This is a genomic window from Micromonospora sp. PLK6-60 (genome assembly GCF_019890675.1).
Taxonomy (GTDB): Bacteria; Actinomycetota; Actinomycetes; order Mycobacteriales; family Micromonosporaceae; genus Micromonospora.
Genome location: NZ_JAIOAA010000014.1, coordinates 90,573 through 114,403 on the forward strand (window position 1 = coordinate 90,573; position 23,831 = coordinate 114,403).

General features: G+C 75.3%; 26 protein-coding genes. 11 read left to right on the plus strand and 15 right to left on the minus strand.

Going from position 1 to position 23,831, the window contains the following annotated elements:
* Positions 1 to 216: 216 nt before the first annotated feature.
* A complete protein-coding gene (locus tag K7640_RS22955; RefSeq protein ID WP_222956955.1) occupies positions 217 to 1,068 on the plus strand; it encodes a hypothetical protein in 852 nt (283 codons plus the stop codon).
* 213 nt (positions 1,069 to 1,281) lie between these two features.
* On the opposite strand, the gene K7640_RS22960 is transcribed toward K7640_RS22955, so the two are convergent.
* The 5 genes from K7640_RS22960 to K7640_RS22980 all read right to left on the minus strand — a co-directional run bounded on the left by K7640_RS22960 (position 1,282) and on the right by K7640_RS22980 (position 5,725).
* Positions 1,282 to 1,839: an ATPase gene (locus tag K7640_RS22960; RefSeq protein WP_222956956.1), complete on the minus strand. Its 558-nt coding sequence runs from the start codon at positions 1,837 to 1,839 to the stop codon at positions 1,282 to 1,284.
* Between the two features lie 132 nt (positions 1,840 to 1,971).
* The gene (locus tag K7640_RS22965) at positions 1,972 to 2,418 is read right to left on the minus strand and encodes a response regulator (RefSeq protein WP_222956957.1); all 447 of its coding nucleotides are present in this window, start codon (positions 2,416 to 2,418) and stop codon (positions 1,972 to 1,974) included.
* 69 nt (positions 2,419 to 2,487) lie between these two features.
* Complete coding sequence (locus K7640_RS22970; RefSeq protein ID WP_222956958.1) at positions 2,488 to 2,835, minus strand: STAS domain-containing protein; 348 nt, start codon at positions 2,833 to 2,835, stop codon at positions 2,488 to 2,490.
* Between the two features lie 86 nt (positions 2,836 to 2,921).
* Complete coding sequence (locus tag K7640_RS22975; RefSeq protein ID WP_222956959.1) at positions 2,922 to 3,968, minus strand: B12-binding domain-containing protein; 1,047 nt, start codon at positions 3,966 to 3,968, stop codon at positions 2,922 to 2,924.
* Positions 3,965 to 5,725 (minus strand): PP2C family protein-serine/threonine phosphatase, encoded by a 1,761-nt coding sequence (locus K7640_RS22980; RefSeq protein ID WP_222956960.1) that lies wholly within the window; start codon positions 5,723 to 5,725, stop codon positions 3,965 to 3,967. The genes K7640_RS22975 and K7640_RS22980 overlap by 4 nt, the downstream gene beginning before the upstream one ends.
* A gap of 207 nt (positions 5,726 to 5,932) precedes the next feature.
* On the opposite strand from K7640_RS22980, the gene K7640_RS22985 reads away from it, so the two are divergent.
* Positions 5,933 to 6,316: an STAS domain-containing protein gene (locus K7640_RS22985; RefSeq protein WP_308042638.1), complete on the plus strand. Its 384-nt coding sequence runs from the start codon at positions 5,933 to 5,935 to the stop codon at positions 6,314 to 6,316.
* 109 nt (positions 6,317 to 6,425) lie between these two features.
* Positions 6,426 to 6,776 (plus strand): STAS domain-containing protein, encoded by a 351-nt coding sequence (locus K7640_RS22990; protein ID WP_222956961.1) that lies wholly within the window; start codon positions 6,426 to 6,428, stop codon positions 6,774 to 6,776.
* Positions 6,777 to 6,842: 66 nt separating this feature from the next.
* Here K7640_RS22990 and K7640_RS22995 read toward each other — a convergent pair whose 3' ends face one another.
* Entirely contained in the window at positions 6,843 to 7,157 is a 315-nt protein-coding gene (locus K7640_RS22995; protein WP_222956962.1) for a hypothetical protein, read from the minus strand.
* 200 nt (positions 7,158 to 7,357) lie between these two features.
* On the opposite strand from K7640_RS22995, the gene K7640_RS23000 reads away from it, so the two are divergent.
* The 3 genes from K7640_RS23000 (at position 7,358) to K7640_RS23010 (ending at position 10,348) form a co-directional block, all read left to right on the plus strand.
* Positions 7,358 to 8,326, plus strand: a complete 969-nt coding sequence (locus K7640_RS23000) for a DUF2267 domain-containing protein (RefSeq protein WP_222956963.1) — start codon at positions 7,358 to 7,360, stop codon at positions 8,324 to 8,326.
* Positions 8,327 to 8,399: 73 nt separating this feature from the next.
* Positions 8,400 to 9,203: a spermidine synthase gene (locus K7640_RS23005; protein ID WP_222956964.1), complete on the plus strand. Its 804-nt coding sequence runs from the start codon at positions 8,400 to 8,402 to the stop codon at positions 9,201 to 9,203.
* A gap of 59 nt (positions 9,204 to 9,262) precedes the next feature.
* Positions 9,263 to 10,348, plus strand: coding sequence for an AI-2E family transporter (locus K7640_RS23010; protein ID WP_222956965.1), 1,086 nt, complete (start codon positions 9,263 to 9,265; stop codon positions 10,346 to 10,348).
* Here K7640_RS23010 and K7640_RS23015 read toward each other — a convergent pair.
* Positions 10,322 to 11,620, minus strand: a complete 1,299-nt coding sequence (locus K7640_RS23015) for an NAD(P)/FAD-dependent oxidoreductase (protein ID WP_222956966.1) — start codon at positions 11,618 to 11,620, stop codon at positions 10,322 to 10,324. The genes K7640_RS23010 and K7640_RS23015 overlap by 27 nt on opposite strands.
* Positions 11,621 to 11,721: 101 nt before the next feature.
* Here K7640_RS23015 and K7640_RS23020 point away from each other — a divergent pair, with 101 nt between their 5' ends.
* Together K7640_RS23020 and K7640_RS23025 are read left to right on the plus strand one after the other, a co-directional pair.
* On the plus strand, positions 11,722 to 13,170 hold the full coding sequence (locus K7640_RS23020) for a M20/M25/M40 family metallo-hydrolase (RefSeq protein ID WP_222956967.1): 1,449 nt from the start codon (positions 11,722 to 11,724) through the stop codon (positions 13,168 to 13,170).
* 375 nt (positions 13,171 to 13,545) lie between these two features.
* Complete coding sequence (locus K7640_RS23025; protein ID WP_222956968.1) at positions 13,546 to 14,787, plus strand: MFS transporter; 1,242 nt, start codon at positions 13,546 to 13,548, stop codon at positions 14,785 to 14,787.
* A 170-nt stretch (positions 14,788 to 14,957) separates the two neighbouring features.
* Here K7640_RS23025 and K7640_RS23030 read toward each other — a convergent pair whose 3' ends face one another.
* From K7640_RS23030 to K7640_RS23050, 5 genes are all read right to left on the minus strand, one after another.
* On the minus strand, positions 14,958 to 15,251 hold the full coding sequence (locus K7640_RS23030; protein ID WP_222956969.1) for a DUF6510 family protein: 294 nt from the start codon (positions 15,249 to 15,251) through the stop codon (positions 14,958 to 14,960).
* Between the two features lie 16 nt (positions 15,252 to 15,267).
* Positions 15,268 to 16,029, minus strand: a complete 762-nt coding sequence (locus tag K7640_RS23035; RefSeq protein WP_222956970.1) for a ferredoxin reductase — start codon at positions 16,027 to 16,029, stop codon at positions 15,268 to 15,270.
* A gap of 1 nt (position 16,030) precedes the next feature.
* Positions 16,031 to 16,621 carry a sulfite oxidase-like oxidoreductase gene (locus K7640_RS23040; RefSeq protein ID WP_222957015.1) on the minus strand — a complete coding sequence of 197 codons (591 nt, stop codon included), beginning with the start codon at positions 16,619 to 16,621 and terminating at the stop codon, positions 16,031 to 16,033.
* Positions 16,622 to 16,689: 68 nt separating this feature from the next.
* Positions 16,690 to 17,709, minus strand: coding sequence for a TerC family protein (locus K7640_RS23045; protein WP_222956971.1), 1,020 nt, complete (start codon positions 17,707 to 17,709; stop codon positions 16,690 to 16,692).
* 178 nt (positions 17,710 to 17,887) lie between these two features.
* The gene (locus K7640_RS23050; protein WP_222956972.1) at positions 17,888 to 18,979 is read right to left on the minus strand and encodes a glycosyltransferase family 4 protein; all 1,092 of its coding nucleotides are present in this window, start codon (positions 18,977 to 18,979) and stop codon (positions 17,888 to 17,890) included.
* Between the two features lie 130 nt (positions 18,980 to 19,109).
* Between K7640_RS23050 and K7640_RS23055 the strand changes: the two genes are divergently transcribed.
* The gene (locus K7640_RS23055) at positions 19,110 to 20,276 is read left to right on the plus strand and encodes a CaiB/BaiF CoA-transferase family protein (protein ID WP_308042639.1); all 1,167 of its coding nucleotides are present in this window, start codon (positions 19,110 to 19,112) and stop codon (positions 20,274 to 20,276) included.
* A 31-nt stretch (positions 20,277 to 20,307) separates the two neighbouring features.
* On the opposite strand, the gene K7640_RS23060 is transcribed toward K7640_RS23055, so the two are convergent.
* Entirely contained in the window at positions 20,308 to 20,718 is a 411-nt protein-coding gene (locus K7640_RS23060; protein ID WP_222956973.1) for a DUF2267 domain-containing protein, read from the minus strand.
* 192 nt (positions 20,719 to 20,910) lie between these two features.
* On the opposite strand from K7640_RS23060, the gene K7640_RS23065 reads away from it, so the two are divergent.
* Both K7640_RS23065 and K7640_RS23070 read left to right on the plus strand, forming a co-directional pair.
* The gene (locus K7640_RS23065) at positions 20,911 to 21,183 is read left to right on the plus strand and encodes a DUF2795 domain-containing protein (protein WP_222956974.1); all 273 of its coding nucleotides are present in this window, start codon (positions 20,911 to 20,913) and stop codon (positions 21,181 to 21,183) included.
* A gap of 42 nt (positions 21,184 to 21,225) precedes the next feature.
* Positions 21,226 to 21,882: a DUF1345 domain-containing protein gene (locus K7640_RS23070; RefSeq protein ID WP_222956975.1), complete on the plus strand. Its 657-nt coding sequence runs from the start codon at positions 21,226 to 21,228 to the stop codon at positions 21,880 to 21,882.
* A 235-nt stretch (positions 21,883 to 22,117) separates the two neighbouring features.
* Here the strand turns inward: K7640_RS23070 and K7640_RS23075 are convergent, their stop codons facing one another.
* Positions 22,118 to 22,783: a hypothetical protein gene (locus K7640_RS23075; protein ID WP_222956976.1), complete on the minus strand. Its 666-nt coding sequence runs from the start codon at positions 22,781 to 22,783 to the stop codon at positions 22,118 to 22,120.
* A 60-nt stretch (positions 22,784 to 22,843) separates the two neighbouring features.
* On the minus strand, positions 22,844 to 23,815 hold the full coding sequence (locus K7640_RS23080; RefSeq protein ID WP_222956977.1) for a pirin family protein: 972 nt from the start codon (positions 23,813 to 23,815) through the stop codon (positions 22,844 to 22,846).
* Positions 23,816 to 23,831 lie beyond the last annotated feature (16 nt).

Here is a 23,831-nt window from a genome sequence, read left to right on the forward strand (position 1 = left end):
TCCCCCGAACGGACGATCGGGACGTTGGCCGCATTCGATACGATCGCGCGCACCCTTCCTCCCAGCGAATCATCGTTTAACCGGAATTCCGGTCATGTTTGCTTAGCCGGCTTCGTGGTCTACCGAGGGTAATGACGGGCCGGATCATGGCAAATTGTGTCGCATCCCACCAACTACCCCGATGGCAAGGGCGAAGAACCTCTCTAGGTTCGGCGGGTGCATCCCGACGACTCCCCTGAGCAGAAGCAGCCCGCCACGCGACCGGCCAGCCGTTCGACCGATGCCCCCTCCCCCGAAAGGCGGGTGGGTCGCCACCGCGTCCCGGAGCCGCCCCGGCGGGCGCTGGTGCGCTCCGCCCCGTTCCGGGTGGCCCTGGCCACCGGGGTGACCTGCGCGCTGGGCGCGGCGGCCTTCGCCGGCGCCGGTCTCGGGGACGCCGAGGAGACCCCCCACGACCCGCTGCGGGAGGCGATGGCCGAGCGGGCCGCCACCGCGGCGGACCAGCCGGCCTCCCGGTCCCTGGACCGCGCGGCCGTGCGGCTGCCACCCGCCGCCACCGGCTCACCGACGCCCGCGCCGAAGCCCACCACCCACCGGGCGATCCCGCGCAAGCCGGTCCCGCCGGGCCCGCCCCGACCGGTCGCCGGGCTCGACCAGGCGCAGATGAACAACGCCAAGGTCATCGTCGACGTCGGCCGCGGCCTCAAGATGCCCCGCCGGGCCCTGGTGGTGGCGCTCTCCACCGCCATGCAGGAGAGCGACCTGCACAATCTCGCCAGCGAGGTGGTGCCGGAATCCCGCCGGTACCCGCACCAGGGCACCGGCGCCGACCACGACTCGGTGGGCCTGTTCCAGCAGCGGCCGAGCAGCGGCTGGGGCACGGTGCGCCAACTGATGGACCCGAAGTACGCGGCCCGGGCGTTCTACCTCGCCCTGCGGGAGGTCCCCGGCTGGCAGGACCTCAGCGTGACCGCGGCGGCCCAGGCGGTCCAAATCTCCGCCTTCCCGAACGCGTACGCCCCGCACGAGCGGCGGGCCACCACCGTGGTCGCCGCCCTGCTGGTCTGACCCGGGGGCGGCACGCTCGCCCCGCTGCGGACCGACATGCCGCATGTCGCGCCGTCACGGCCCACGGAAGGCCCCACATGCCGCACGTCGTGCCCTCAGGGACCACGGAAGGGCCGACGTGCCGCATGTCGTGCCGTCACGGCCCACATTCCGCGTGCCGCGCCCCGGCCCACTCGGGGGGCCGCGCCCGGCCGTCTCGCGGGAGTGCCCGGGTCAGGCGACTCGCGCGTCCGGCTCCGGCTCCACCGGGGCGTCCGTGGCGCCAGCGGCGACCCGGGTCGCCGGCACCCCGGCCGCGGCGGTCGGGGTGTCCACCGGCACGGTGACACCGGAGAGCAACTGTTCGGCCCGGGCCGCCCGCCGCCGGCGCTCGTCGAGGGCCGCCTCGAACTCCCGGCGCGCCCGCACCGCCTCGGCGTAGGCCCGCTCGCGCACCTGACGGGCCTCCTCACGGGCGGATTCGAGCTCCTGGCGGGCCGCGGCGAGAATCTCCGCCGCCTCCCGCCGGACGCCCGGGGCGTGGCGCTGGACCGCCCGGCGGTCGACGGATCCGGGGTCGACCCGCCGATCGGGATCGGCGGCGATCCCGCCCCGGCGCGCCAGCCCGGCCCGCAGCAGGACCGCCTCCCGCCGGAGCTGGTCCCACTCCTGTCCGGCGGCGGCCAGCCGCTCCAGCCGCGCGACGAGCCGGCTCAGCCGCGCGTCCACCTCGTCGAGGCAGGAGTCCACCTGCCGCTGGTCGTAGCCGATCTCAACGACCGAGAATTCCATGCTGTCGCCCCCCAGGCAGCTGATGTCGATCCGCCACCTGTCGATCCTCGACGGCGCGGGCCCGGGGCGCGGGGATTTGAGAAAAATATTCACTATCCGCGTGCCGGCCGGCGGCATCGCGCAGCGGAACCGTCAGGCGCGCTTGGGGAGCACGACCACCCGGCCGAAGAACTCGTCAATGCGGTGCACCACGTCGTTGAAGTCGTCCAGGTCGATCGGCTTCGTCACGTACGCGTTGGCCTGGAGGGTGTAGCTGCCGACGATGTCGGTGTCGGCGTTGGAGGTGGTCAGCACCACGATCGGGATGGTTCGCAGGTCCTCGTCCCGCTTGACCTCGCCGAGCACCTGGCGACCGTCCATCCGCGGCATGTTCAGGTCGAGCAGGATCACGTCGGGCCGGTGCGCCTCGGCGTGCCGTCCGGTCCGCCGGAGGAACTCCATCGCCTCCTGGCCGTCGTTGACCACGTCGATGACCTTGTTGACGTCGGAGTCGGCCAGGGCCTCCTCGATCATCAGCACGTCGCCCGGGTCGTCGTCCACCACGAGGATGCGAACCGGGTTCGGGGCACCTGCGCGCATCGGAACACCTGTTTCTGTCGGGGAGGACGGAGGCAAACCGGTCGCTGCCGGCCGGGGAAATCTAGCCCATCACGGTAGGGATCGCGAGGTGGGGTCGGCGGTGTCCGGGTCGTAGCTGAGCACCCCGACCAGACCGGTCACCTGGAGCACCCGGTGGACCCGGCCGGTCGCGCCGGTCACCCGCAGCCACCCGCCGTCGGCGGCGGCGAGGTTGTCGCCCCGGACGAAGGCGGCGATGCCCGTGGAGTCACAGAAGGTCAGCTCCGACAGGTCGATCAGGAGCTGGCGGGCGCCCTCGGCGGCGAGCCGGTCGATGGCGGCGTTGAGCTCGGGCGCGGTGCTCATGTCGAGCTCGCCGGCCAGCCGCAGCCGCGCCGTGCCTCCGTCGTGCGGGGCGTATGTGACGGTGAAGGTCACCGTGTTCCCTCTCGCTCCCACCGCAGGCGGACGCTTGCAGTGGGGCAAGTATACGCAGGGCACCGGACAGTCCCGGTACCCGGCGATCATCGTCCGGCGTGGCTCACCTCGGTGACCAGAGCCTCACCCGCGACGAGGAAGCGGCCGGCCCGGGGGAAGTCGTGCAGCGCCCGCCGGTAGTGCGACAGGGTCATCCCCACCGCCCCGGCCGGTACGCCCCGACTGGTCAGGATCTCCACCAGCCACCGTACGAACTCGGTGAAGAGCGAGGCGTCGTCGACGTAGAGCGCCGCGGCCAGGAAGTCCACGATGTAGCCCAGGTCGCTGACGGTCGAGTCCAGCTGCGCCCCGGTGTAGGAGCTCATCCCGGGCACCCGGTCGCGCAGGTCGGCCAGCGCCGAGTCGATCAGCTCACCCCGCCGCTTGAGCAGGCCGCCGTATTCGTCGTCGGCGAGATGGGACAGCTCGGCCGGCGGCACCCGGCGCAGCGCCCGCTCGTCGGCCACCAGGTCGGCCGCGGTCGGCGCGTCCGGCGCCCAGGCCACCCCGAGCCGGCGCGCCCACCGCCCGTCCTCGCCGAAGCCCCGCCCGCCCACCACCACCGGCACGTCCGAGCGGCGGCACGCCTCGATCATCCGGTGCGCGTGCGGCAGGCGCATCGGCAACGCACAGGCCAGCGCCACCGCGTGCGCGTCGTGCCGGTGCAGGTACGACACCAGGTGCGCGACCGGCACGCTGGCGCCCAGGAAGGTGACCTGCCAGCCGCGCAGCCGGAGCACCTCGGCCACCAGCCGGGGCGGCAGCGCGTGCCACTCACCGTCCATGCAGGCCACCACGACCCGGCCCCGGGTCGGCCGGGGGTTGGCCCGGCCGGCGATCGCCGCCACCACCCGCTCGCTGATGTGGGTGGCCGCGTGTTCCTGGGCCACGCTCCACTCGTTGCGCGCCCAGCGCTCGCCCACCTCGGCCTGCGCCGGGGCGACCAGGTCGAGCAGCACCCGCTCGGCCGGCACCCCCGCGTCGAGCAGCCCCCGCGCCACCTCGATCGCGGCGTACTCGTCGGCCTCGGCGAGGCAGTCCAGGTAGCGGGAAAAGGCCTGACCGGGATCGGTCTCGATGGCGGGCGCCGTCACTCCTGGTGCTCCCTCTGCTCCGGCGGGCGGGGCACCGCGTGCAGGTGGCGGGAGTTGCGGGCCCCCGTACCGGTGGCACGCAGCGCCAGCACCGCGATGTCGTCGTGGTCGCCGTGGCCCAGCCAGTCGCAGGTCACCTGCTCGACCCGCTCGGCGAGCGCGGGGGCCGGCATGCGGTGGCAGCCGGCGAGGGCGGTGACCAGGCGCTCGGGGCCGAACAGCTCGTCGCCGCGCCGGCCGCCGCGCGCCTCGGTCACCCCGTCGCTGTAGAGCAGGCAGGTCTCACCGGGCGCCAGCCGGACGGTGACCTCGCCGATCCGCGGGTCGGGCACCACCCCGACCAGCATCCCGCTGAGGCCGACCGGTTCGACCTCGCCGCCGGCGCGCAGCACCAGCGGCGGCAGGTGGCCGCCCCCGGCCATGGTCAGGGTGAGACTGCCGTCGCGGTGCGGGCGCACCACGCCGAGCACCATCGTGGCGAAGCGGCCCTGGCCGTGCGCCTGGGTGGTCTCGAGCAGGGCGTCGTTGAGCAGCCGCAGCAGCCGGACCGGGTGCGACTCCACCCGGTGCAGCGCCTGCAGGCACTGGCGCAGCTGGCCGGTGAAGACCGCCGCCTCCACCCCCTTGCCCGACACGTCACCGAGGAAGAAGACCGAACCGCCGTCGGCGAGCCGGTGCGAGCCGTAGAAGTCCCCGCCGATGCGCAGCCCGGCCTGGGCGGGCCGGTACGCCGTACCCCACTGCACGCCGGTCGCCTCGGCCGGCTCCACCGGCAGCAGGCTGGCCTGGAGGGTGTCCGCGACCTCGGCCTGGTCGCGGTAGAGCACGGCGGTGGTGAGCGCGGCGCCGGCCCGGGCCGCGAACGCCCGGACCAGGTCGATGTCGGCCTCGTCGTAGAAGCGGGTGGCCCGCCGGGCGACCAGCAGCACCCCGGTCGGGGCGTCGTGGCCGGGCAGCGGCACCACCCGGGCGGACGTCTCGTGGGCGGGCAGACCCGGCAGCCAGCCGGCGTCGACGGCCTGCTCGACCAGCCAGTCCACGGCGTGCGGTTCGGCGCCGGCCAGGCCCTCCTCGATCGCCGCCGGCAGGTCGGTGGCGGCCAGCACACCACTGTCGACGATCGGTGTCTCGTCCTCCGAGCGGGCGGCCCGCCACCAGCGCGCCCGCCCGGCGCGGGGGGCGAGCACCAGCACCGAGACCTCGGCGAGGGTCGGCACGGCCAGCCGCACCACGGCGGCCGCGGCCCGATCCGGATGCAGCGGGTTGCCCAGCTTCTCCCCCACCACCGCCAGGAAGGCCGAGCGGGCGCGCTCGGTCAGCAGCGCGTCGGAGCGGGTGACGCTCTCGGTGACGTCCTCCACGTAACGGCAGGAGCGCCCGGCGGACAGCGGCACCCGGCGGACCCGCAGCCGGCGGCCGCGGTGGGTGAACTCCGCCGGAGCGTCCGGGGTGGTCAGCTCGCGGATCCCCGCGGTGACCAGCGGAACGTCGGGGGTGACCTCGGGCAGCAGGCGCGCGGCGACGGCGCTGAGGTGACGCACCACACCGTCGGCGTCGCAGACGATCAGGCCCTCGCGGAAGTGCTCGACGACCTCGGACCAGTCCGGCTCGGCGTGACCCCGGTCCGGGGCGAGCGGTGGCAGGCCGGACGCAGGCCGGGTCGGAGCGTCGGCGGCCCACGCCGGAGCCCGTGCGGCACTCGGCGTGGAGATCCGTCCGTCGCCCGGGTCCCAGCCCCTGACGTCGGCAGCAGTCACCAGCTAAGCCCCACTCCTCGTCGATTCCCGCGGACCGTTCGCCAACGGTCGTGTTCCCGTCTCTTCCGCCCCACCCTACGCCGGTATGCCGGTACCGCCACCCCAGGCGAGTCCGGCCCCGCCCGGGCGTACCGGGCGGCGGGCCGCCGGCGTTGTTACGATCCCGAACGAACCGGCCCGACCGGCGGCCTGCGGAAAGGCGTGAGTGTGGCATCCCATGGGCGGAACGCCGAGACCACCCCGCTGAGCATCAGCATCGACGACTCGGACCCCGCGGCTCCGCTGCTGCGGGTCGGCGGTGATCTCGCCTTCACCACCGCCGCGCCGCTGCGGGCGGCGGTGGACCGGCTGCTCGTGGCCGGCCCGCCGGCGCTCCTGTTCGACTTCGGTGGGCTGCTCTTCATCGACAGCACCGGCCTGTCCGTGATCGTGCACGCCTGGCGGGAGGGGCAGCAGCGGGGCACCCGGGTCGTGCTGCGCGAGACGCCCCGGTTCCTCACCACGATCCTGGACATGACCGGGGTCACCGGCCTGCTCGCCCGGCCGCTGCCCGTGGTCACGCCGGCGGCCCGGCCCGCCACCCCGGCCTGAGCCGGTTCCCGGCGTCGCCCGGGCGACGTTCGGCACCCGGCGGCGGGTTTCCCCACCCTTGCCTGCCCCCGGGGGTTTCCGTTCTCGGCCCGACTGGGAACATGGAGACATGCCACCCCAGCTGTTGACCATCACGGTGCATCCGCTGGACGCGGGTCGCGCCCGGCTACGGCTGACCGGCGACCTCGACTTCGACACGGCGCCGGAGCTCGTCGCGGCCGCCGCCGACGCCCGCCGCGACGGGCACCAGCACCTGCTCATCGACCTGTCCGAGGTCGGGCTCTGCGACTCCTCCGGGCTGAGCGCCCTGGTGGTGGTCCACCGCGCCGGGACGGGGCCGATCGAGCTCACCGGGGTGGGCCCGTCGCTGCAGGCGCTGCTGGCCCGCACGGGCCTGGCCGAGTTGCTCGCGGTCGCCCCGCCGGTGGTGGACGGGCAGGCCGTCCGCGAGGTCGGCTGACCGGTCCGCCCCGGGATCGAGGCGGCCCCCGGCCCTGGGACCAGGGGCCGGGGGCCGGAGTAATGCCTATGCCGCGGTGACCGGTTGCAGTCGCGGTCCGCTCTCCCGCAGCTCGTCCGGATTCGGCGGCTCGGCGTCGTCGGGCGCCCCGGAATCGGGCGTCTGGAACAGATACCGGACGAACTCCCCGCCCACCTCGTTGTCGTCCGCACCCGGCCACTGGCCGACACAGTCGACCCCGACGACCTCGCGGCCGGTACCGTCGGCTTCCTCCAGCAGCGCCCAGAGGCTCACCGGATAGCAGCGGGTCCCCTCCGGGGCCACCTGCCAGCGGGCGTACCACCCGGGACGCGCCGGGACGATCTCGACGATCCTCTTCATGACGACCTTCCCTTCCGCCTGCTCGGACGAAATTCCGGTCCACGCGAATCGTGCCGGTGGCCCGGGTGAGCACCCCTCACCCGCAGTGGATGAAGCCGGGCCGGCCCGGCCCGCCCCGGAGGCGGCCGTTACCTTCCTCGCCCGCCCGGGAACGCCACCGGATCGGAGCACACCAGCCGACGCGGAGACGAGGTGTGACGATGCGCAAGCAGATGGAAGGCGACAACCAGCGGCGCCGGGCCCTGGCCCGGGAGGCCCGCGAGCGTGGGCGGCGGGCCAGCGAGACCCGCGCCAGCCTGAGCGCCACCAAGCAGCCCACCCATCTCGACCAGGGCAAGCGGGCCGGACCGCCGCCCGCCGGCCAGCGCAAGCCGGACAGCACGCGAGGTGGCCCCGCGCCGCCCGCGGTGGCGTCCCGCGCGCCCGCCTGGCCCCGGCCGGATCCCGCCCCGGGGGCGCCCACCATGAGCTACCGGGAACTCGTGGACGACGTCGGCCGCCGGGCCGGGGTGGACTTCTTCACCGCCAAGGTGGCGGCGGAGGCGACCGTGCTGACCCTGGCCTGGGCGCTGGACGAGGCGGCCCGCGAGCGACTGCTCGAGGCGGTGCCGATGAAGCTGCACGACGTGGTGCCGGTCGACGGCGTGGGCCGGCACGAGGACCTGCCGGGCTTCCTGGCCGAGGTCGGTCGGCGCAGCCGGCTCACCCCGGAACAGGCGCGCTACCAGGCCCAGGCCACCCTCGCCGCGCTGGCCGAGCGGGACGCCGACCTGGTGGCCTCGCTGGACGTGCCCGACGGGCTGCGCGACCTGGTGGCGTCCCCGCCGGTCGGCGGCGGGCTGGTCGGCGCGAGCACGTCGTCCGCGCCGCTGAGCGAGGCGGAGCTGCGCGTGGCGCTCGCCCGGCTGCCGTACTGGTCCAGCGACCGCCGCTCGCTGGTGCGGACCGTCGAGCTGCCGGCGGAGAACCTCGACCGGGTCCTGGACCGGGTCGACCGGCTCCGCGACGAGACGGGCCGGGCACCGCAGATCGGCCGGCCGACCGCCGACACGGCGGTGCTCACCGTACGCAGCAGCCGGGCCGACGCGGTCACCGCGCGCGACGTGGACCTCGCCGGCCGGGTGGACGACGCCGTCGACGAGGCCGGCGCCGGGATGAACGCCGGCTGACCGGCACCACCCGGGCCCGTTCGCGGTGACATCCGCGGGCGGGCCCGGGCCGGCCCGCGCTACCGTGCGGCCCGTGCCCACCGCAGACGACGCGCCCGAACTGGTTGCCGACCCCCGCCGGCGCACCGGTCGCACCCTGCTCGCCGGGGGCGTCGCCCAGTCGTACGTGGACGTCGCCGATTCCCGCCACCTGCACTTCGAGTACGTACGCCGGATGGCGCGGCTGCTCGACCTGGCGGCCCCGCCCGGCGCCCCGCTGACCGCGCTGCACCTCGGCGGCGGCGCGCTGACCCTGCCCCGCTACCTCGCCGCCACCCGGCCCGGCTCGGCGCAGACCGTCATCGAGCGGGACCCCCGGGTGGTGGAGCTGGTCCGCCGCGAGCTGCCGCCGCTGCCCGCCGAGGTACGCGTCGAGGTCGCCGACGCCCGCGCCGCGGTCACCGCGGCCGCCCCCGGCCGGTACGACGTGGTGCTCGCCGACGTCTACCGGGCGGCCCAGATGCCGCCGCAGGTGGCCGCGGTCGAGTTCGTGACCGAGGTGGCCCGGGTGCTCCGGCCGGACGGCGTCTACCTGGTGAACGTCACCGACCTGCCGCCGCTGGTCTTCAGCCGCGGCCAGGTCGCCACGCTGCGGGCCGTCTTCGGCGACGTCTGCCTGGTCGCCGACCGGCGGATGGTGCGCGGCCGGCGCTACGGCAACGTGGTGCTGGCCGCCGCGGCGCGTCCGGGGCGGCTGCCGGTGTCCCGCCTCGCCGCCCGGGTCGCCCGGGACCCGGTGCCCGGCGCGGTGCTGCACGCCGCGACCCTGGACGGTTTCGTCGCCGGCGCCCGCCCGGCCACCGACGCCGGCCTCGGCACCGACCTGCCGCCGGCGTGAGCGTCCCGACGGGCCGGCGTCCGGGGTTTCCGGGCAGGTGCGCGGGGTAGCCGCGCCGGATGAGGGACGGCGACGACCGGCGTACGGCCCGGCGGGCGATGATCGTCATCGGCCTGCTGCTGGCCACCGTCGCCGGCCTGGCGCTGGTCTGGCTGACCCGGCGGGTGCTGGGCTGGCTGGTGCTGGCCGCGTTCTTCGCGGTCGCGCTGAAACCGGCGGTGGACGCGCTGCAACGCCGGCTGGTCCGCCGGCGGGCGCTGGCCACCCTGCTGGTCTTCGTGGCCGCCTTCACCCTGCTGGCCGCGCTGGGCGCCGGCATCGTGCTGCCCCTGCTGGACGAGGTGGGCCGGTTCGTCGACCGGGCGCCGGAGGTGTACCGGGAGGCCCGGGCGGGACGCGGGCCGGTCGGCGAGGTGTTGGCGCGGCTGGGGATACGCGGCTACGTGACCTCGCACCCCGAGCAGCTGCGGCGCTACAGCGACCAGCTGCGCCAGCCGGCGGCGGGGGTGGTCCGGGGCGTGCTCAGCACGCTCGCCGGGCTGCTCACGGTGGTTGTGCTGGCGTACCTGATGGTGCTGGAGGCCCCGAAGATCATCCGGACGACGCTGGCCCTGGTGGGCGACGGCCCGGCCGCCCGGCTGCGGCGCATCGGGCGGGAGTGCTCCCGCACGGTCACCGGCTACCTGAGCGGGAACCTGCTGATCAGCGTGATCTGCGGGGTGCTCACCTTCGTGGTGCTGGTGCTCAGCGGCGTCCCGTTCGCCGGGGTGATCGCCCTGCTGGTCGCGATCGCCGACCTTATCCCGCTGGTCGGGGCGACCCTGGGGGCGATCATCGCGGGCGGGGCCGGGTTCCTGCACTCCCCCACCGCGGGCATCGTGGTGCTGGTCTTCTTCGTGGTCTACCAGCAGGTGGAGAACCACCTGCTGCAACCGGTCATCATGGGCCGCGCGGTGCGGCTCAACCCGCTGACCGTGCTGGTCAGCGTGCTGCTCGCGGTCGAGCTGGCCGGCCTGCTCGGGGCGCTGCTGGCCGTCCCGGCGGCGGGCGTGGCGCAGGTGCTGCTGCGCGAGTTCGTCCCGGCCCGGCGGCGGCGACCGCCCCCGCCCGCCGGCCGGTCAGCCGCGCCGGATGACCTCGGGTGACTCGCTCTCCAGCGGCACCGCGTGCGCCGGCACCAGGCCGAGCTGCACCGCGGGCCGGGTCAGGGCCGCGTCGAGCACCCAGTCCGCGCCGATCCGGGCCCGGTTCGCCGGCATGGCCAGCAGGTGGTAGCCGCGGGTCACCGCCTTGGCGGGCAGCCCGGACAGCGACAGCTTCAGCGGGTTCGCCGCCGCGTCCTTGCCGCCCAGGTCGACCACCCAGCCCAGGTCGTGGTGCTTGTACGGCTTGCGCCGGCCCTGGCCGTAGGAGGCGGCGATGTTGTGCGCGACGAGCTTGCCCTGCCGCTGCGCGTGCTGGGCGGTCATCGTGCAGATCTCGCCCGGCCGGGTCAGGTCCGGCACCGCGGCGGCGTCGCCGCAGGCGTACACCTCGGGATAGCCGGGCACGTTGAGGTACTCGTCGGTGACCAGGCGGCCCTTCTCGGTCCGCAGGCCGAGCTGGGCCACGAACGGGTCGGGGCGTACCCCGACGCACCAGGCCAGGGTGCAGGTCGGCACGTACTCGCCGTCGGTGAGCCGGACCCCGTCGGGGGTGGCCTCCGCGACCGAGGTGCCCATCCGCACGTCGACGCCGCGGCGGCGCAGCACCCGGTCGGCGGTGATGGACATCCGCTGGTCGAGCTCGGGCAGCACCCGGGACGCCACGTCGAGCAGCATCCAGCGGGGCCGTACGGTCAGCCGGGGGCGCTGGGCGGCCAGCGCGTCGGTGAACAGCTGCCCGTGCGCGGCGACCTCCGTCCCGGTGTAGCCGGCGCCGACCACCACGAAGGTGGACCGGGCCCGCTGCTCGGCCGGGTCCTCGGCCTGCTCGGCCAGCTCGATCTGCCGGACCACGTGGTCGTGCAGGTACAGCGCCTCGGGCAGGCCACGGAAGCCGTGCGCGTACTCGGTCACGCCGGGGATGGGCAGCAGCTTGTTGACGCTGCCCACCGCCAGCACCAGCCGGTCGTAGGCGAGCTGGTTGCGGTCGCCCTCGGGCTGGGTGAAGCCGACCCAGCGGTTCTGCAGGTCGACCCGGTCCGCCTCGCCGATCACCACCCGGACCCCGTCGAGGGTGCCGGACAGCGGCACCGAGATCCGGGTCGGTTCCACCACCCCGGCCGCCACCTCGGGCAGCAGCGGCAGGTAGAGGAAGTAGTCGGTCGTGTTCAGCAGCACGATCTCGGCCCGCTCGCCGGCGAGCCGGTGCAACGTCTTCGCCGCGTGGTAACCGGCGAATCCGGCCCCCACGATCACCACCCGAGGTTTCGTCATGTGCGTTGCCGTTCCCACCCGCACGCCCGACAAACGCGGGCACGCCGGGATTCACCGGCGTTGATATGGACAACCGGCATCGAATGTGGTGAGGATGCTTCATGGGAGCAGACGAGACGACCGGGGCACGCCCCACCGGGCCCAGCCGCCGGACCTTCCTGACCGCCTCCGCAGCGGCCACCGCCGCCGCCGTCGCCACCCCGGTGGCCGCCACCCCGGCCGCCGCCGCGCAGACCACCGCCCCACCCGGCCCCGGCCGACCGATCACCCCGCAGCCGCCGGACCGCGAGCTGCGCGCGCTGCTGCGCGAGATCGACCGGCACCGGATCGAGGCCACCGTGCGCCGGCTGGCCGCCTTCGGCACCCGGCACACCCTCTCCGACCAGGACGACCCGGAGCGCGGCATCGGCGCCGCCCGGGACTGGATCCACCAGCGACTGACCGGGTACGCCGCCGCCTCCGGCGGGCGGATGACGGTGCAGCTCCAGTCGTACGTCCAGCAGCCCGCGTCCCGGATCCCGGTCGCCACCCGGATCACCAACGTGGTCGCCACCCTGCGCGGCGACACCGCGCCCGAGCGGGTGTACGTCGTCACCGGGCACTACGACTCCCGGGCGACCGACGTGCTGGACGCGGTCAGCGACGCGCCCGGCGCCGACGACGACGCCTCCGGCGTGGCGGTGCTGATGGAGCTGGCCCGGGTGCTGGCCACCCGGCGCACCGAGGCGACGATCGTCTTCGCCGCGGTGGCCGGCGAGGAGCAGGGCCTGTACGGCTCGACGTACCTGGCCGGGCAGCTCAAGGCGGCCGGCGTGGACGTGCAGGGCATGTTCAGCAACGACATCGTGGGCTCGTCCACCGCCGACGACGGCACCCGCGACCCGCGGCTGGTCCGCCTCTTCGCCGAGGGGGTGCCGACGGCCGAGACCCCGGCGGAGGCGAGCACCCGGCAGTCGGTCGGCGGCGAGAACGACTCCCCGTCCCGGCAACTGGCCCGGTTCGTCACCGACGTGGCCGACCACAGCCTCACCGACATGCGGGTCCGGGTGATCTACCGGCGGGACCGCTACCTGCGGGGCAGCGACCACATCCCGTTCCTCCAGCAGGGCTGGCCGGCCGGCCGGTTCACCGAGCCCAACGAGGACTTCGCCCACCAGCACCAGGACGTCCGGGTGGTCGACGGCAAGCAGTACGGGGACCTGCCGGAGTTCTGCGACTTCGACTACATCACCCGGGTGGCCCGGGTGAACGGCGCGGCCCTGTGGTCGCTGGCCCAGGGCCCCGGCACACCGAAGGGGGTCGTCGTGGTCACCACCAACCTGACAAACGACACCACCCTGCGCTGGCGGCGCGGCGACGAGCCGGACCTGGCCGGCTACGAGGTGGTGTGGCGGGAGACCACGGCCGCGCAGTGGCAGCGGGTGATCGCCGTCGGCGACGTCACCGAGGCGACCGTCGACCTGTCCAAGGACAACGTCTTCTTCGGCGTACGCGCCGTCGACCGCGCCGGCCGCCGCAGCCCGGTCGCCTTCCCCCGCCCCGGCAGCTGAGGTGTAAGGAGGGGCCCCTTATTAACAGACGTCTGTTAATAAGGGGCCCCTCCTTACCCGCCGAAGGCGGTAGCTTTAGCGGGTTCCGCAACGATCGGAGGATGATCATGGGTACGGCTGCTCTCGGCACGATGTCGGCCTCCGCTTCGTCGCGGGTGATCCCGGTCCGCTGACCCCCCGGGCCGATCCGGCCCACCGGGGGCACCGCGCCCCTCGCCCGTCGCGAAGCGATGAAGTGACCCGCCGTCCGGGCGGGTCCTCCGTCCTGGCGTGACCACGCCACCACATCGCTTCCGAGGGAGTCCTCGTGTTTCCGCAGTTTCCGTGCGGGCGCCGCCGCGCGCCCGGACGTCGGCACGTCCCCGGGCGGTCGGCATGACCGCCACCCGTACCGCCGGGAAGACCCGGCTCGGCCCCGATTTCCGCCGGCTGTGGACCGCCAACGCCGTGTCCAACCTCGGTGACGGCGTCACCCTGGTCGCCGGCCCGCTGCTGGTCGCCTCGATCTCGACCGAGCCCGCGGCGGTGGCCGCCGCGGCACTCGCCCCACAACTGCCCTGGCTGCTGTTCAGCCTGGTCAGCGGCGCGCTGGTGGACCGGCTCGACCGGCGGAAGCTGGTGGTCACGGTCAACCTGGCCCGGGGCGCGGTGCTCGGCGCGCTGGCGCTGGCCGTGGTCACCGGCACGGCCACCGTCCCGCTGATCTGCCTGGCGTTCTTCCTGACCGGGCTGGGCGAGACCCTGGCCGACACCGCGTCGGGCGCGCTGCTGCCCTCGGTGGTGCCGGCCGAGCAGTTGGAGCGGGCGAACAGCCGGCTCTTCGCCGCCTTCGTGGTGGGCAACCAGTTCGCCGCGAAGCCGCTCGGGGCGTACCTGTTCACCGTGGGGGTGGCGGTGCCGTTCGCGGTCGACGCCGGCAGCTTCGGGCTGGCCGCGCTGCTGGTGGCGCTGCTGCGCTGGCGGCCGGTGCCGGCCGCCGACCCGGCGGCGCCGCGGCCCGGCGGCGGGCGGCTGCGGTCGCTGGGCGCCGACGTGGCCGCCGGCCTGCGGGCGCTGTGGTCGGTGCCGACGCTGCGGGTGCTGGCGATCTGCATCGCGGTGATGAACGTGGCGTTCTGCGCCGCGTTCGCCGCCTTCGTGCTCTACGCCCGGCAGCGGCTCGGGCTGGGCGACGTCGGGTACGGCGTGCTGCTGACCGCCTCGGCGGTGGGCGGGCTCGCCGGGACCGTGCTGGCCACCCGGCTGCGGGCCCGGTTCGGCACCCCGACGCTGCTGCGGGCGGGGCTGCTGATCGAGGTCGGGTTGCAGCTGGTGCTGGCCACCACCCGGCAGCCCGGGGTGGCCGGGGCGGCGCTGGTGATCTGGGGCGGGCACGCCATGGTCTGGGGCGTCCTGGTGGTGTCGCTGCGCCAGCGGCTCGTCCCCGATCCGCTGCGCGGCCGGGTGGGCAGCGCCTACGCGCTGGCCGACCTGGGCGGGGCGGCCGTCGGCACCGCGCTCGGCGGCCTGCTGGCCCAGGCCACCGGCGTCCTCACCGCCCCGTTCTGGGCCGCCGCGGCGGCCCTGACGGCGCTCACCGTCGCCGCCTGGCGCCCCCTGGGCCGCACCGACGGCTGATCCGCCGGCCAGCCCCGGGCCCGGTCACCGCACCCGGTGGCCGGGCCCCGGGCGCGGAGGTCCACCCGCCAATTGCCGCATCTCGCGCCGTCCCCGCGCCAGAACACCCCAGCCTGCCGCAACCCGCGCCAGCCCGCCCGGGCGCGCTCGCGCCAGGCCGCCCGGGCGGGCTAGAGGGGGCGAGGGTGTGGCTGGTCGAGTGGCATCGGTACCTGGAGGAAGGTGGTGCCGCGCAGGTCCAGCCAGGCCCGGTCGGGCGCGCGGACCAGCCGCAGCATCACCTGGTCGCAGGCCGGGCAGCGGCCGACCAGGCCGGGCGCCTGCGCGAAGACGTGCAGGCCGGCCATCGGGCCGACCATCCCGCACGACTCGCAGCGGCCGGTCGCGCTGCTCAGGTCGACGGCGAACAGCTCACGCAGCGGCCCGTCGAGCATGTTGCCGTCCACGTACGACATGTCGGTCATCGGCTCTCCTCGCCGGTCATCCGGTGGGCCCGAACCGCTCGGTCCGTACCCGCCGGGTCTGGTGGCCCAGCCCCACCAGCACGTCCGCCACCGTCTCCACGAAACCGGTCGGCCCGCAGACGTAACAGAGCGGCTCCAGGTCCGGCGGCCAGCCGTGGCTGTTGACGTCGGCCACGCCGATCCGGTGCGGCTCGCCCCGCCAGCCCTCCGGCGCCTGCCGGGTGTACACGTAGGTCACGTCCAGGCCGAAGTCGTCGCGGGCGCGGGTGCGCAGCTCGTCGGCGTAGATCACGTCCTGCGGGGTGCGCGCCGAGTAGATCAGCCGGAACGGCGCCCGGTTGCCGGCCGCCCGGCGGGCCCGGACCATCGCCATCAGCGGCACCACCCCGGAGCCGCCGGCCACCAGCAGCACCGGCGCGGTCTCCTCGGGCCGCCACACGAACCAGCCGCCCACCGGGCCGCGGACCTCCACCGGGTCACCGGGGGCGTAGGCGTCGGTCAGGTACGGCGACACCTCGCCGTCCGGCACCCGCTGCACCGTCAACGCGATCCGCTCCCCGTCGGCCGGGCCGGCCAACGAGTACGACCGGGCGGCCTGGTAGCCGTCGGCGGCGGTGAGCCGGACGTCGACGTGCTGCCCGGGCAGGTGCCCCGGCCAGCCCGGCACCGCCAGGATCAACGTCTGCGCGGTCGGCGTCTCGACCCGCCGCTCCACCAGCCGGGCCACCCGCCACATCAGCGGGGTGCCGGCCCGCCGGCCGGTCGTCGGCGCGGCCACCTCAGTCGCCCTGGTAGCGCTGCTCGCGCCACGGGTCGCCGTAGTCGTGGTAGCCGGCGGTCTCCCAGAAGCCCGGCTCGTCCTCCACGGTCAGCCGCACGCCGCGCACCCACTTCGCCGACTTCCAGAAGTAGAGGTGCGGCACCAGCAGCCGGGCCGGGCCGCCGTGCTCGGCGGGCAGCGGCTCGCCGTCGTAGGAGTGCACCACCCAGGCCCGCCCGTCGCGCAGGTCGTCCAGCGGCAGGTTGGTGGTGTAGCCGCCGTAGGAGTGGGCCTGCGCGTAGTCGGCGGCCGTGTCCACGCCGTCGAGCAGCGTGTCCAGCGAGACGCCCTGCCAGCTGGTGCCGAACTTCGACCAGCGGGTCACACAGTGGATGTCGACGGTCGGCGTCTCCTGCGGCAGGGCCATCAGCTCGTCCCAGGACCAGCGGAACTCGGCCCCGGTCTCGGTGGAGATGACGAACTGCCAGGTGTCCAGCGGCACCCGCGGGGTCGGGCCAGCCGACAGCACCGGAAAGTCCTCGGTCAGGTACTGCCCTGGGGGCAGGTCCGGCCCGGTCGTACGGCGGCGGCCCGAGAAGCCCGGCGACACGATTCCCACCCGTCAGTCCTACCACCCGGCGCACGCCGACGGGAGGGTTCGGCACAGGACCGCGCGGGTCAGGACCGCTCGGACACCACCTCGCGATCGCCGGGCGTCCGGTCTCGGGTGGCGCGCAGGCTGGTCAGGGTGACGATCACCAGCACCCCGATGATCACGCCGAGCGAGGCGAGGGTGGGGATCTCCGGCACGCCGGGCCAGATGCCGTGCGCCCAGTGCAGGCCCAGCTTGACGCCGATGAAGGCGAGGATGACGGCCAGCCCGTAGCTGAGGTGCACCAGCCGGCTCAGCGCGGCGTGCAGCACGAAGTAGAGCGCCCGCAGGCCGAGCAGGGCGAACGCGTTGGTGACGAAGACCAGGTACGGGTCCTCGGTGATGCCGTACACGGCGGGCACCGAGTCCACCGCGAAGACCACGTCCGTGGCCAGCACCGCGACCACCACGAGGGCGAACGGGGTGAGCGCGCGCCGCGCGCCCTGCCGGACGGTCATCCGGGTGCCGTGGTACTCGTTGACCACCGGCATGAACCGGCGCAGCAGCTTCACCGAGCGCATCTTGTTGATGTCGACCTCCTGCTCGTGCCCGGACAGGGCGTCGCGCAGCAGCTTGATCGCGGTGGCGATCAGGATGAGGGCGAAGAGCAGGAAGGCGAAGTCGAGGGTCTGCAGCGCGGCGGCGCCCAGGGCGATGAAGACCGCGCGCAGCACCAGCGCGCCGGCGATGCCGTAGAGCAGCACCCGCTGGGCGAGCACGGCCGGCACCGCGAAGGCGGCCAGCAGCAGCATGAAGACGAAGAGGTTGTCGACCGAGAGGGACTTCTCGACCAGGTAACCGGTCAGGTACTCCACGCCCTGCTGGGAGCCGAACCGGGCCCAGATCCAGACGCCGAACGCCAGCGGCAGGGCGATGTAGAAGGCCGACCAGCCGAGCGCCTCTTTGATCGAGACCTCGTGCGGCTTCCGGGTGACCAGGAAGTCCAGCACCAGCAGGGCGAGCACCCCGCCGATGGTGACCGCCCAGAGCGTGGGCGTGCCGACCGACGACAACTGGCCGGCAGCAACGTACGACAATTCAGACATGGGGCCTCCTCGAACACCGTGACATGTTCGAGGTCTCCTTCACCCACCATCGGTGGGCAACCACCCGAGGCATGCCCGGGGCACGCCGTACTGACCGGAATGGTTCGTGGGAAGTACTCCCCTCGTGGCGACAAGGTTAGGGCAACCTTCTGAGGAACGCCAACACCCGTCCGGCGGGTCACCCGCCGTCGCGGTGCAGCGCCCGTCGGTACAGCTCAAGGTGCGCGGCGGCCACCCTCGGCCAGGTGTACGCGGCGACGTACGCCCGGCCCCGTTCGGCCAGCCGGCGGCGCAGCACCGGGTCACCGAGCAGCCGGCCGACCGCCGCGACGATCGCCGCGCTGTCCTCCCGGGCCCGGATCACCGCCACCGCCCCGGCCCGGTGCGGCGCCCCGTCCCCGCCGTCGGGCACGGTGACCGCCGTCGGCGTGCCGTGCGCCAGCGCGCTGAGCAGGTGGCCGCTCGTCGCGCCCACCCCGGCCGGCGCGGGCAGCACCGCCACGTCGGCGGCGTGCAGCGCGGCGGAGATCCGTTCGGGCGGCAGCGGGCCGGTGACCGTCACCGCGTCGGCGGCGGCGTACCGGCGGGCCAGCGCGGCCGGTTCCTCGGCGGGATCGGCGGCGGTGCCGCCGCCGATCACCAGCAGGCGCAGGTCCGGATGCGCCCGGCGCAGTTCCGGCAGCGCCCGGACCAGGTGACGCAGTCCGCCCTCCGGCCCGGCCGGGCCGAGGAAGGCGAGCAGCGGCGCCCCCTCCGGCAGACCCAGGCCGGCGCGCATCCGCCGGCCCGCGCGGGCCGCCCCCGGCTGGTCGGTGACCGGGGGCGCCGGCGGGATGACGACCGGTTCCGCCCCACCCGGACCGGGTACGTGGATCGCCGGGTCCGTCACCACCACGGCGGCGCTGCCCCGGCGGAGCCGGTCGGTGAGCCGGTGCCACGCGGAGCCGAGCCGGCCGGCCGGCTGCCCGTCGTGGTCACCGTCGGCGTGCAGCGTGGTGACCAGCGGGGTGGTCCGCGGCAGCAGCCCGGGCAGCAGCCCCGGCAGCCGATGTCCCGAGGAGGGCAGCTGCGCGTGCACCAGGTCGGGGCCGAGCCGGCGCACCTCGCGGGCCACCGCCAGCCCGCCCGTGGTGCCGACCGGCACCCGCTGCACCCGCACCCCGGCGGAGTCCAGCGCGCGCACCAGGTGGGTCAGGTAGCCGCCGAGCCCCTCCCCGTCCTCCCGGTACGGGTCGTGCAGCATGGCCACCCGGATCGGCTCCTCGGCCATGCCACCCCCTCGGCTCGCCCGTCGGGGCGGGGTTCCCGGGGCCTGTCGCGGCAAACCCGCGCCCCGCCTAAGGTGGGCCCGCGGGCCCACCGCCCGCGGCGACCCCGGTCGCGCGCAGGAGGGAGACCCGGTGACCCAGGACAGCGCACCGACCGGCCCACTGGCCGGCGTCCGGGTGATCGAGCTGGCCGGCATCGGCCCCGGCCCGTTCGCCGCCATGATGCTCGCCGACCTCGGCGCGGAGGTGATCCGGGTGGACCGCGCGGCCGGCGCCGATCCGAGCGGCGACGGGCCGCATCCGGACCTGCTCAACCGGGGCCGCCGCTCGATCGCGGTGGACCTCAAGTCGGCCGCCGGGCGGGACGTGGTGCGCGACCTCGTCGCCGGGGCGGACGTGCTGCTGGAGGGCTTCCGCCCCGGGGTCACCGAACGGCTCGGGCTGGGCCCGGCGGACTGCCTGGCGGCCAACCCACGGCTGGTCTACGGCCGGATGACCGGCTGGGGGCAGCACGGCCCGTCCGCCCCGCACGCCGGCCACGACATCGACTACCTGGCGTTGACCGGGGCGCTGCACGGCATCGGCCGGGCCGGTGAGCGGCCGGTGCCGCCGATGAACCTGCTCGGCGACTTCGGCGGCGGGGGGATGATGCTCGCGCTGGGGGTGGTCGCCGCGCTGTACGCCGTCCGCGCCGGCGCGCCGGGCCAGGTGGTGGACGCGGCGATCGTGGACGGCGTGGCGGTGCTGAGCACGCAGATCCACGCGCTGCGCCGGCTGGGCATGTGGCGCGACGAGCGGGGAGTGAACCTGCTCGACGGCGGCGCGCCGTTCTACGACACCTACGAGTGCGCCGACGGCCGGTACGTCGCGGTCGGCGCGCTGGAGCCGCGCTTCTACGACGAACTGGTCCGGCTGACCGGGTTCCCGCGCGACGGTGACGAGGCGCTGGACCGCACCGACCCGGACAACTGGCCGGCGCTGCGCGCCGCCTGGGCACGACTGTTCCGCACCCGTACCCGCGACGAGTGGACGGACCTGCTCGCCGCCTCCGACGCGTGCGTGGCGCCGGTGCTGGACTGGCAGGAGGCGCCGGAGCACCCGCACCTGGCGGCGCGGCAGGTCTTCGTCGACCACGCCGGGGTCACCCAGCCCGCGCCCGCACCGCGCTTCTCGGGCACCCCCACCGCGCTGCGCCGCCCGCCGCCGCATCCGGGCCAGCACACCGACGAGGTGCTCGCCGAGGCCGGCCTGGACGCCGACCGGATCGCCGAGCTGCGGGCCACCGGTACGGTGCGCTGACCCGTACCGGGTCCGGTCCGGTGGCGCGCGGTCAGGCCCGGCGCAGGGCGGTGCCGGGGGCCAGCGCCGGCTCCACCACGTCCCGGTAGTCGCGCGGCAACTGCACCACCACGTCGTCGAACTCGCCGCCGGTGATCGCCTCGCGCACGGTGGTGAACACGGCGCGTACGGCGGCCCGGGTGCCCGCCTCGTCGGCGCCGCAGCGCCGGCCGACCCGGTCGAGGAACTCCCCCGCGCCGAACCGCTCGGCCGCCTCCGTGCCGGGTCGGGTACGCAACGCCGGGCGCAGCGGCTCGGGCAGTTGCTGGGCGAGGTCGAGCACCTCACCCGCGGTCAACCGCTCGGCGAGCGTCGCCAGGGTCGCCCGGATCAGCTCGACCGCCCGGTCCGGGGCCACGCCGGCGCGCTGGGCGACCTGGCCGACGAAGGTGTCGTGGTTCATCCGTGGCACTCCCTCCGGGCGGGGCCACCGGCGACCGCCGCCGGGCGGTGCCGCCTACCCGGCGCGCGGGGTCGGAAAACGCGGGGTCGCGGGCCGGGGCCGGCGAATTTCGGCGGGTCCGGGTGCGTGACCGGGCGGTGGACGGGTAACCGCGCCCGGTCGTGTCCGCAACGTGGCTGAGGAGCCCGACTGATGGCGACCTACTCAGACGTCCTGCAGTACCTGTCGAGCCTGGACTACCCGGCCGAGAAGGACGACGTCGTCCGCGAGGCCGAGCGGGAGGGCGCGCCGCCGGACGTGTTGCGGGCGTTGCGGGCGCTGCCGCCGGTGGACTACGCCAACGGTCAGGAGGTCGCCCGGTCCGCCGGGATCGAGGCCGCGCCCGAGGTGGGCGCCGGCCAGCGCGCCGCCCAGGCCCGGGACAAGCGGCACCAGCGGGTCTCGCAGCACCTTCGTGGTATCTGATCCGGCCGTGCGGTCCGCGCCGGCCGGCCCGACCGACGCGCGGTGAGGCGGCGCGCCGGCCCGGACGGCCACACCCCGGCCGCCCGGCAACTCGCGGTGCTGGCGGTGGTCGGCCTGGCCGGTGGCGGCGCTTTCGCCGCACTGGCCACACCGGCGCTGGCGCCGCTGGTCGGCTGGGACAGCGCGGCGCTGAGCTGGCTGCTGCTGGTGTGGTGGCGGCTGTGGCCGCTGGACGCCGACCGGACCGCCCGGCTGGTCGTACGGGAGGACCCGAACCGGCCGGTGCGGGACGCGCTGCTGCTGGCGGCGTGTGTGGCCAGCCTGGTGGCGGTCGCCGTGGTGCTGGCCGACGCCCGCTCGGTGCCGGACGGGCCGGTCCGGGACGCCTACGGCGCGCTCGGCGTGCTGAGCGTGTTCCTCTCCTGGTTCGTGGTGCACACCGTGTTCGCCATCCGGTACGCCCGGCTGTACTACTCGTCGGAGGAGGGCGGGGTCGACTTCCACCAGCGGGCCCGACCGTGCTTCGTGGACTTCGCGTACGTGGCGTTCACCGTCGGGGCGACCTTCCAGGTCTCCGACACCGACGTGTCCAGCTCGGAGATCCGCCGGACCGTCCTGCGGCACGCGGTGCTGTCGTACCTGTTCGGCGCGGTGGTCATCGCGGCGACGGTGAACCTGCTCGCCAGCCTGGCCGGCTGAGGTACGGCGGGAAAGGCGGCGGGGCGCCCCGAGTCACGAACCGCGACCTGGGGCGCCCCACAGAACCTGCCACTGCCGGCGGTCCGCGCCCGAACCGGGTCGCGACCGCCGCACGGTGGAGTTACGCCCGAACCGGGCGGGCATCGCTGCCGCCACCAGCATACGGTGCGCCATCACCCGTTCGGAGGATTTCGGCGATTCTGTGGCCGGGCCCACCCGCCCGGGCCGGGATCGTTCAGCGGGTCAGCTCGGCGTACCGCTGCTCCAGGTCGACCCGGGCGAGCGCGCCGACCAGCCAGGACAGTCGCTCGGACTCGCCGCCGCCGGCGAGCGCGGCCAGGTCGTCGGCGGACCGGCCGAGCCCGAGCCGGCGGGCCGCCGCGAGGGCGTGCCGGTCGGCCACCGGCGCCACCTCGCGCCAGAGGGCCTGGGTCTCGCGCAGGAACAGGTCGACCACCGCGCCGTCCACGCCGGGCAGTTCGCCGAGCAGCCGGCGCTCGGCCGCCGGGTCGTGGTGCGCCACCGCCCGCAACCGGCGCAGGTCCCCCCGGTACCGGTCGACGACGGTGCGGGCCAGGTCGCCCAACCGGTCGGCGAGGGCGTCCACGTCACCCCGCTGGCCCTGCTCGCGCAGCACGCGTACCCGGTCGGCCTGCAGGGAGCGGGCCAGCCGCGCCGCGCTGTCCCAGCCGGCGTCGCGCAGGCCCGCCGCGGCGGCCACGGCGGCGCGGTGATCGCCCCGCCGGGCGAGCAGCACGGCGAGGCAGAGCAGCTGGAAGAGGCTGGACGGGTTGTTGGTGACCGGGAAGCCGTACTGCTCGGCGAACCCGCGCCCGGCACCGACGAGCCGGCGGGCCAGGCGTTTCCGGTCCTCGATGGTGGAGGTGGTCGTGGTCGGCATGCCGGCGTCTACCCGCGCCGGCCGCCGGCACTCCTGCCGGCCGGGAGCGGATCCACCGGATCAGTGCACGCCACCGCGCCGGTCCCGGGCCTTGAGCCGGGTGGTGGGCAGCGCCGGGGCGGGCAGCGGCGGCGCCGGATCGTCGGCGACCACACCGAACCGGTCGCTGCCGGCCGCCCAGTCCGCCCGGGCGGCGGCGACCTCCTCGTGCGAGCGGCCGACGAAGTTCCACCACATCACCAGCGGCTCGTCGAAGGGGGCCCCGCCGAGCAGCAGCAACCGGCACTCCGGGGTGGCCCGCAGGCGCAGCGACTCCCGCCCGGTGCCCAGGTAGAGCAGGGCGCCGGGGGCGAGCGGCACCCCGGCCACCTCGGCCGCGCCGGACATCGCCAGCAGCCCGTACTCGAAGTCGGGGCGCAGCGGCACGGTGGCCGGCGCGTCGCCGCGCAGCTCGAGCTGGGCGCCCAGCAGCGGGGTGTGCGTCACCGCCGGGGACCGCTGCCCGTCCAGCTCGCCGACCAGCAGCGTCGCGTCGAGGTCGCCGTCGCGCCAGCGGGGCAGGTCGGCGTGGTGGGTGAAGTCGGCGGGCCCGGACCGGGCCGGGTCGGGCAGCGCCACCCAGAGCTGCACGCCGTGCATCAGCGGCGGGTGGTCGGCCGGCGAGCGCTCCGAGTGGGCGATGCCGTGCCCGGAGGTCATCACGTTGAGCTGGCCGGGCCGGATGGGCTGCACGTTGCCCAGGCTGTCCCGGTGCACGATCTCGCCGTCGAGGAGCCAGGTCACCGTCTGCAGGCCGGTGTGCGGGTGCGGTGGGACCTCCATGCCGGGCCGCTGCGCCACGTCGTCCGGTCCGAAGTGGTCGACGAAGCACCACGCGCCGACCATCCGTCGCTGCCGCTGCGGCAGCAACCGGCGCACCGTGGTGTACCGGCCCAGCGGCACGTCGTGACCGGGCAGCAGCACGCTGCCCGGGTCGGTGGCGGCGACGCCGGGTGGTCGGGTCTGTGCCGGCAACGACTCGGTACGCTCCACCGGCCCGACTCTACGC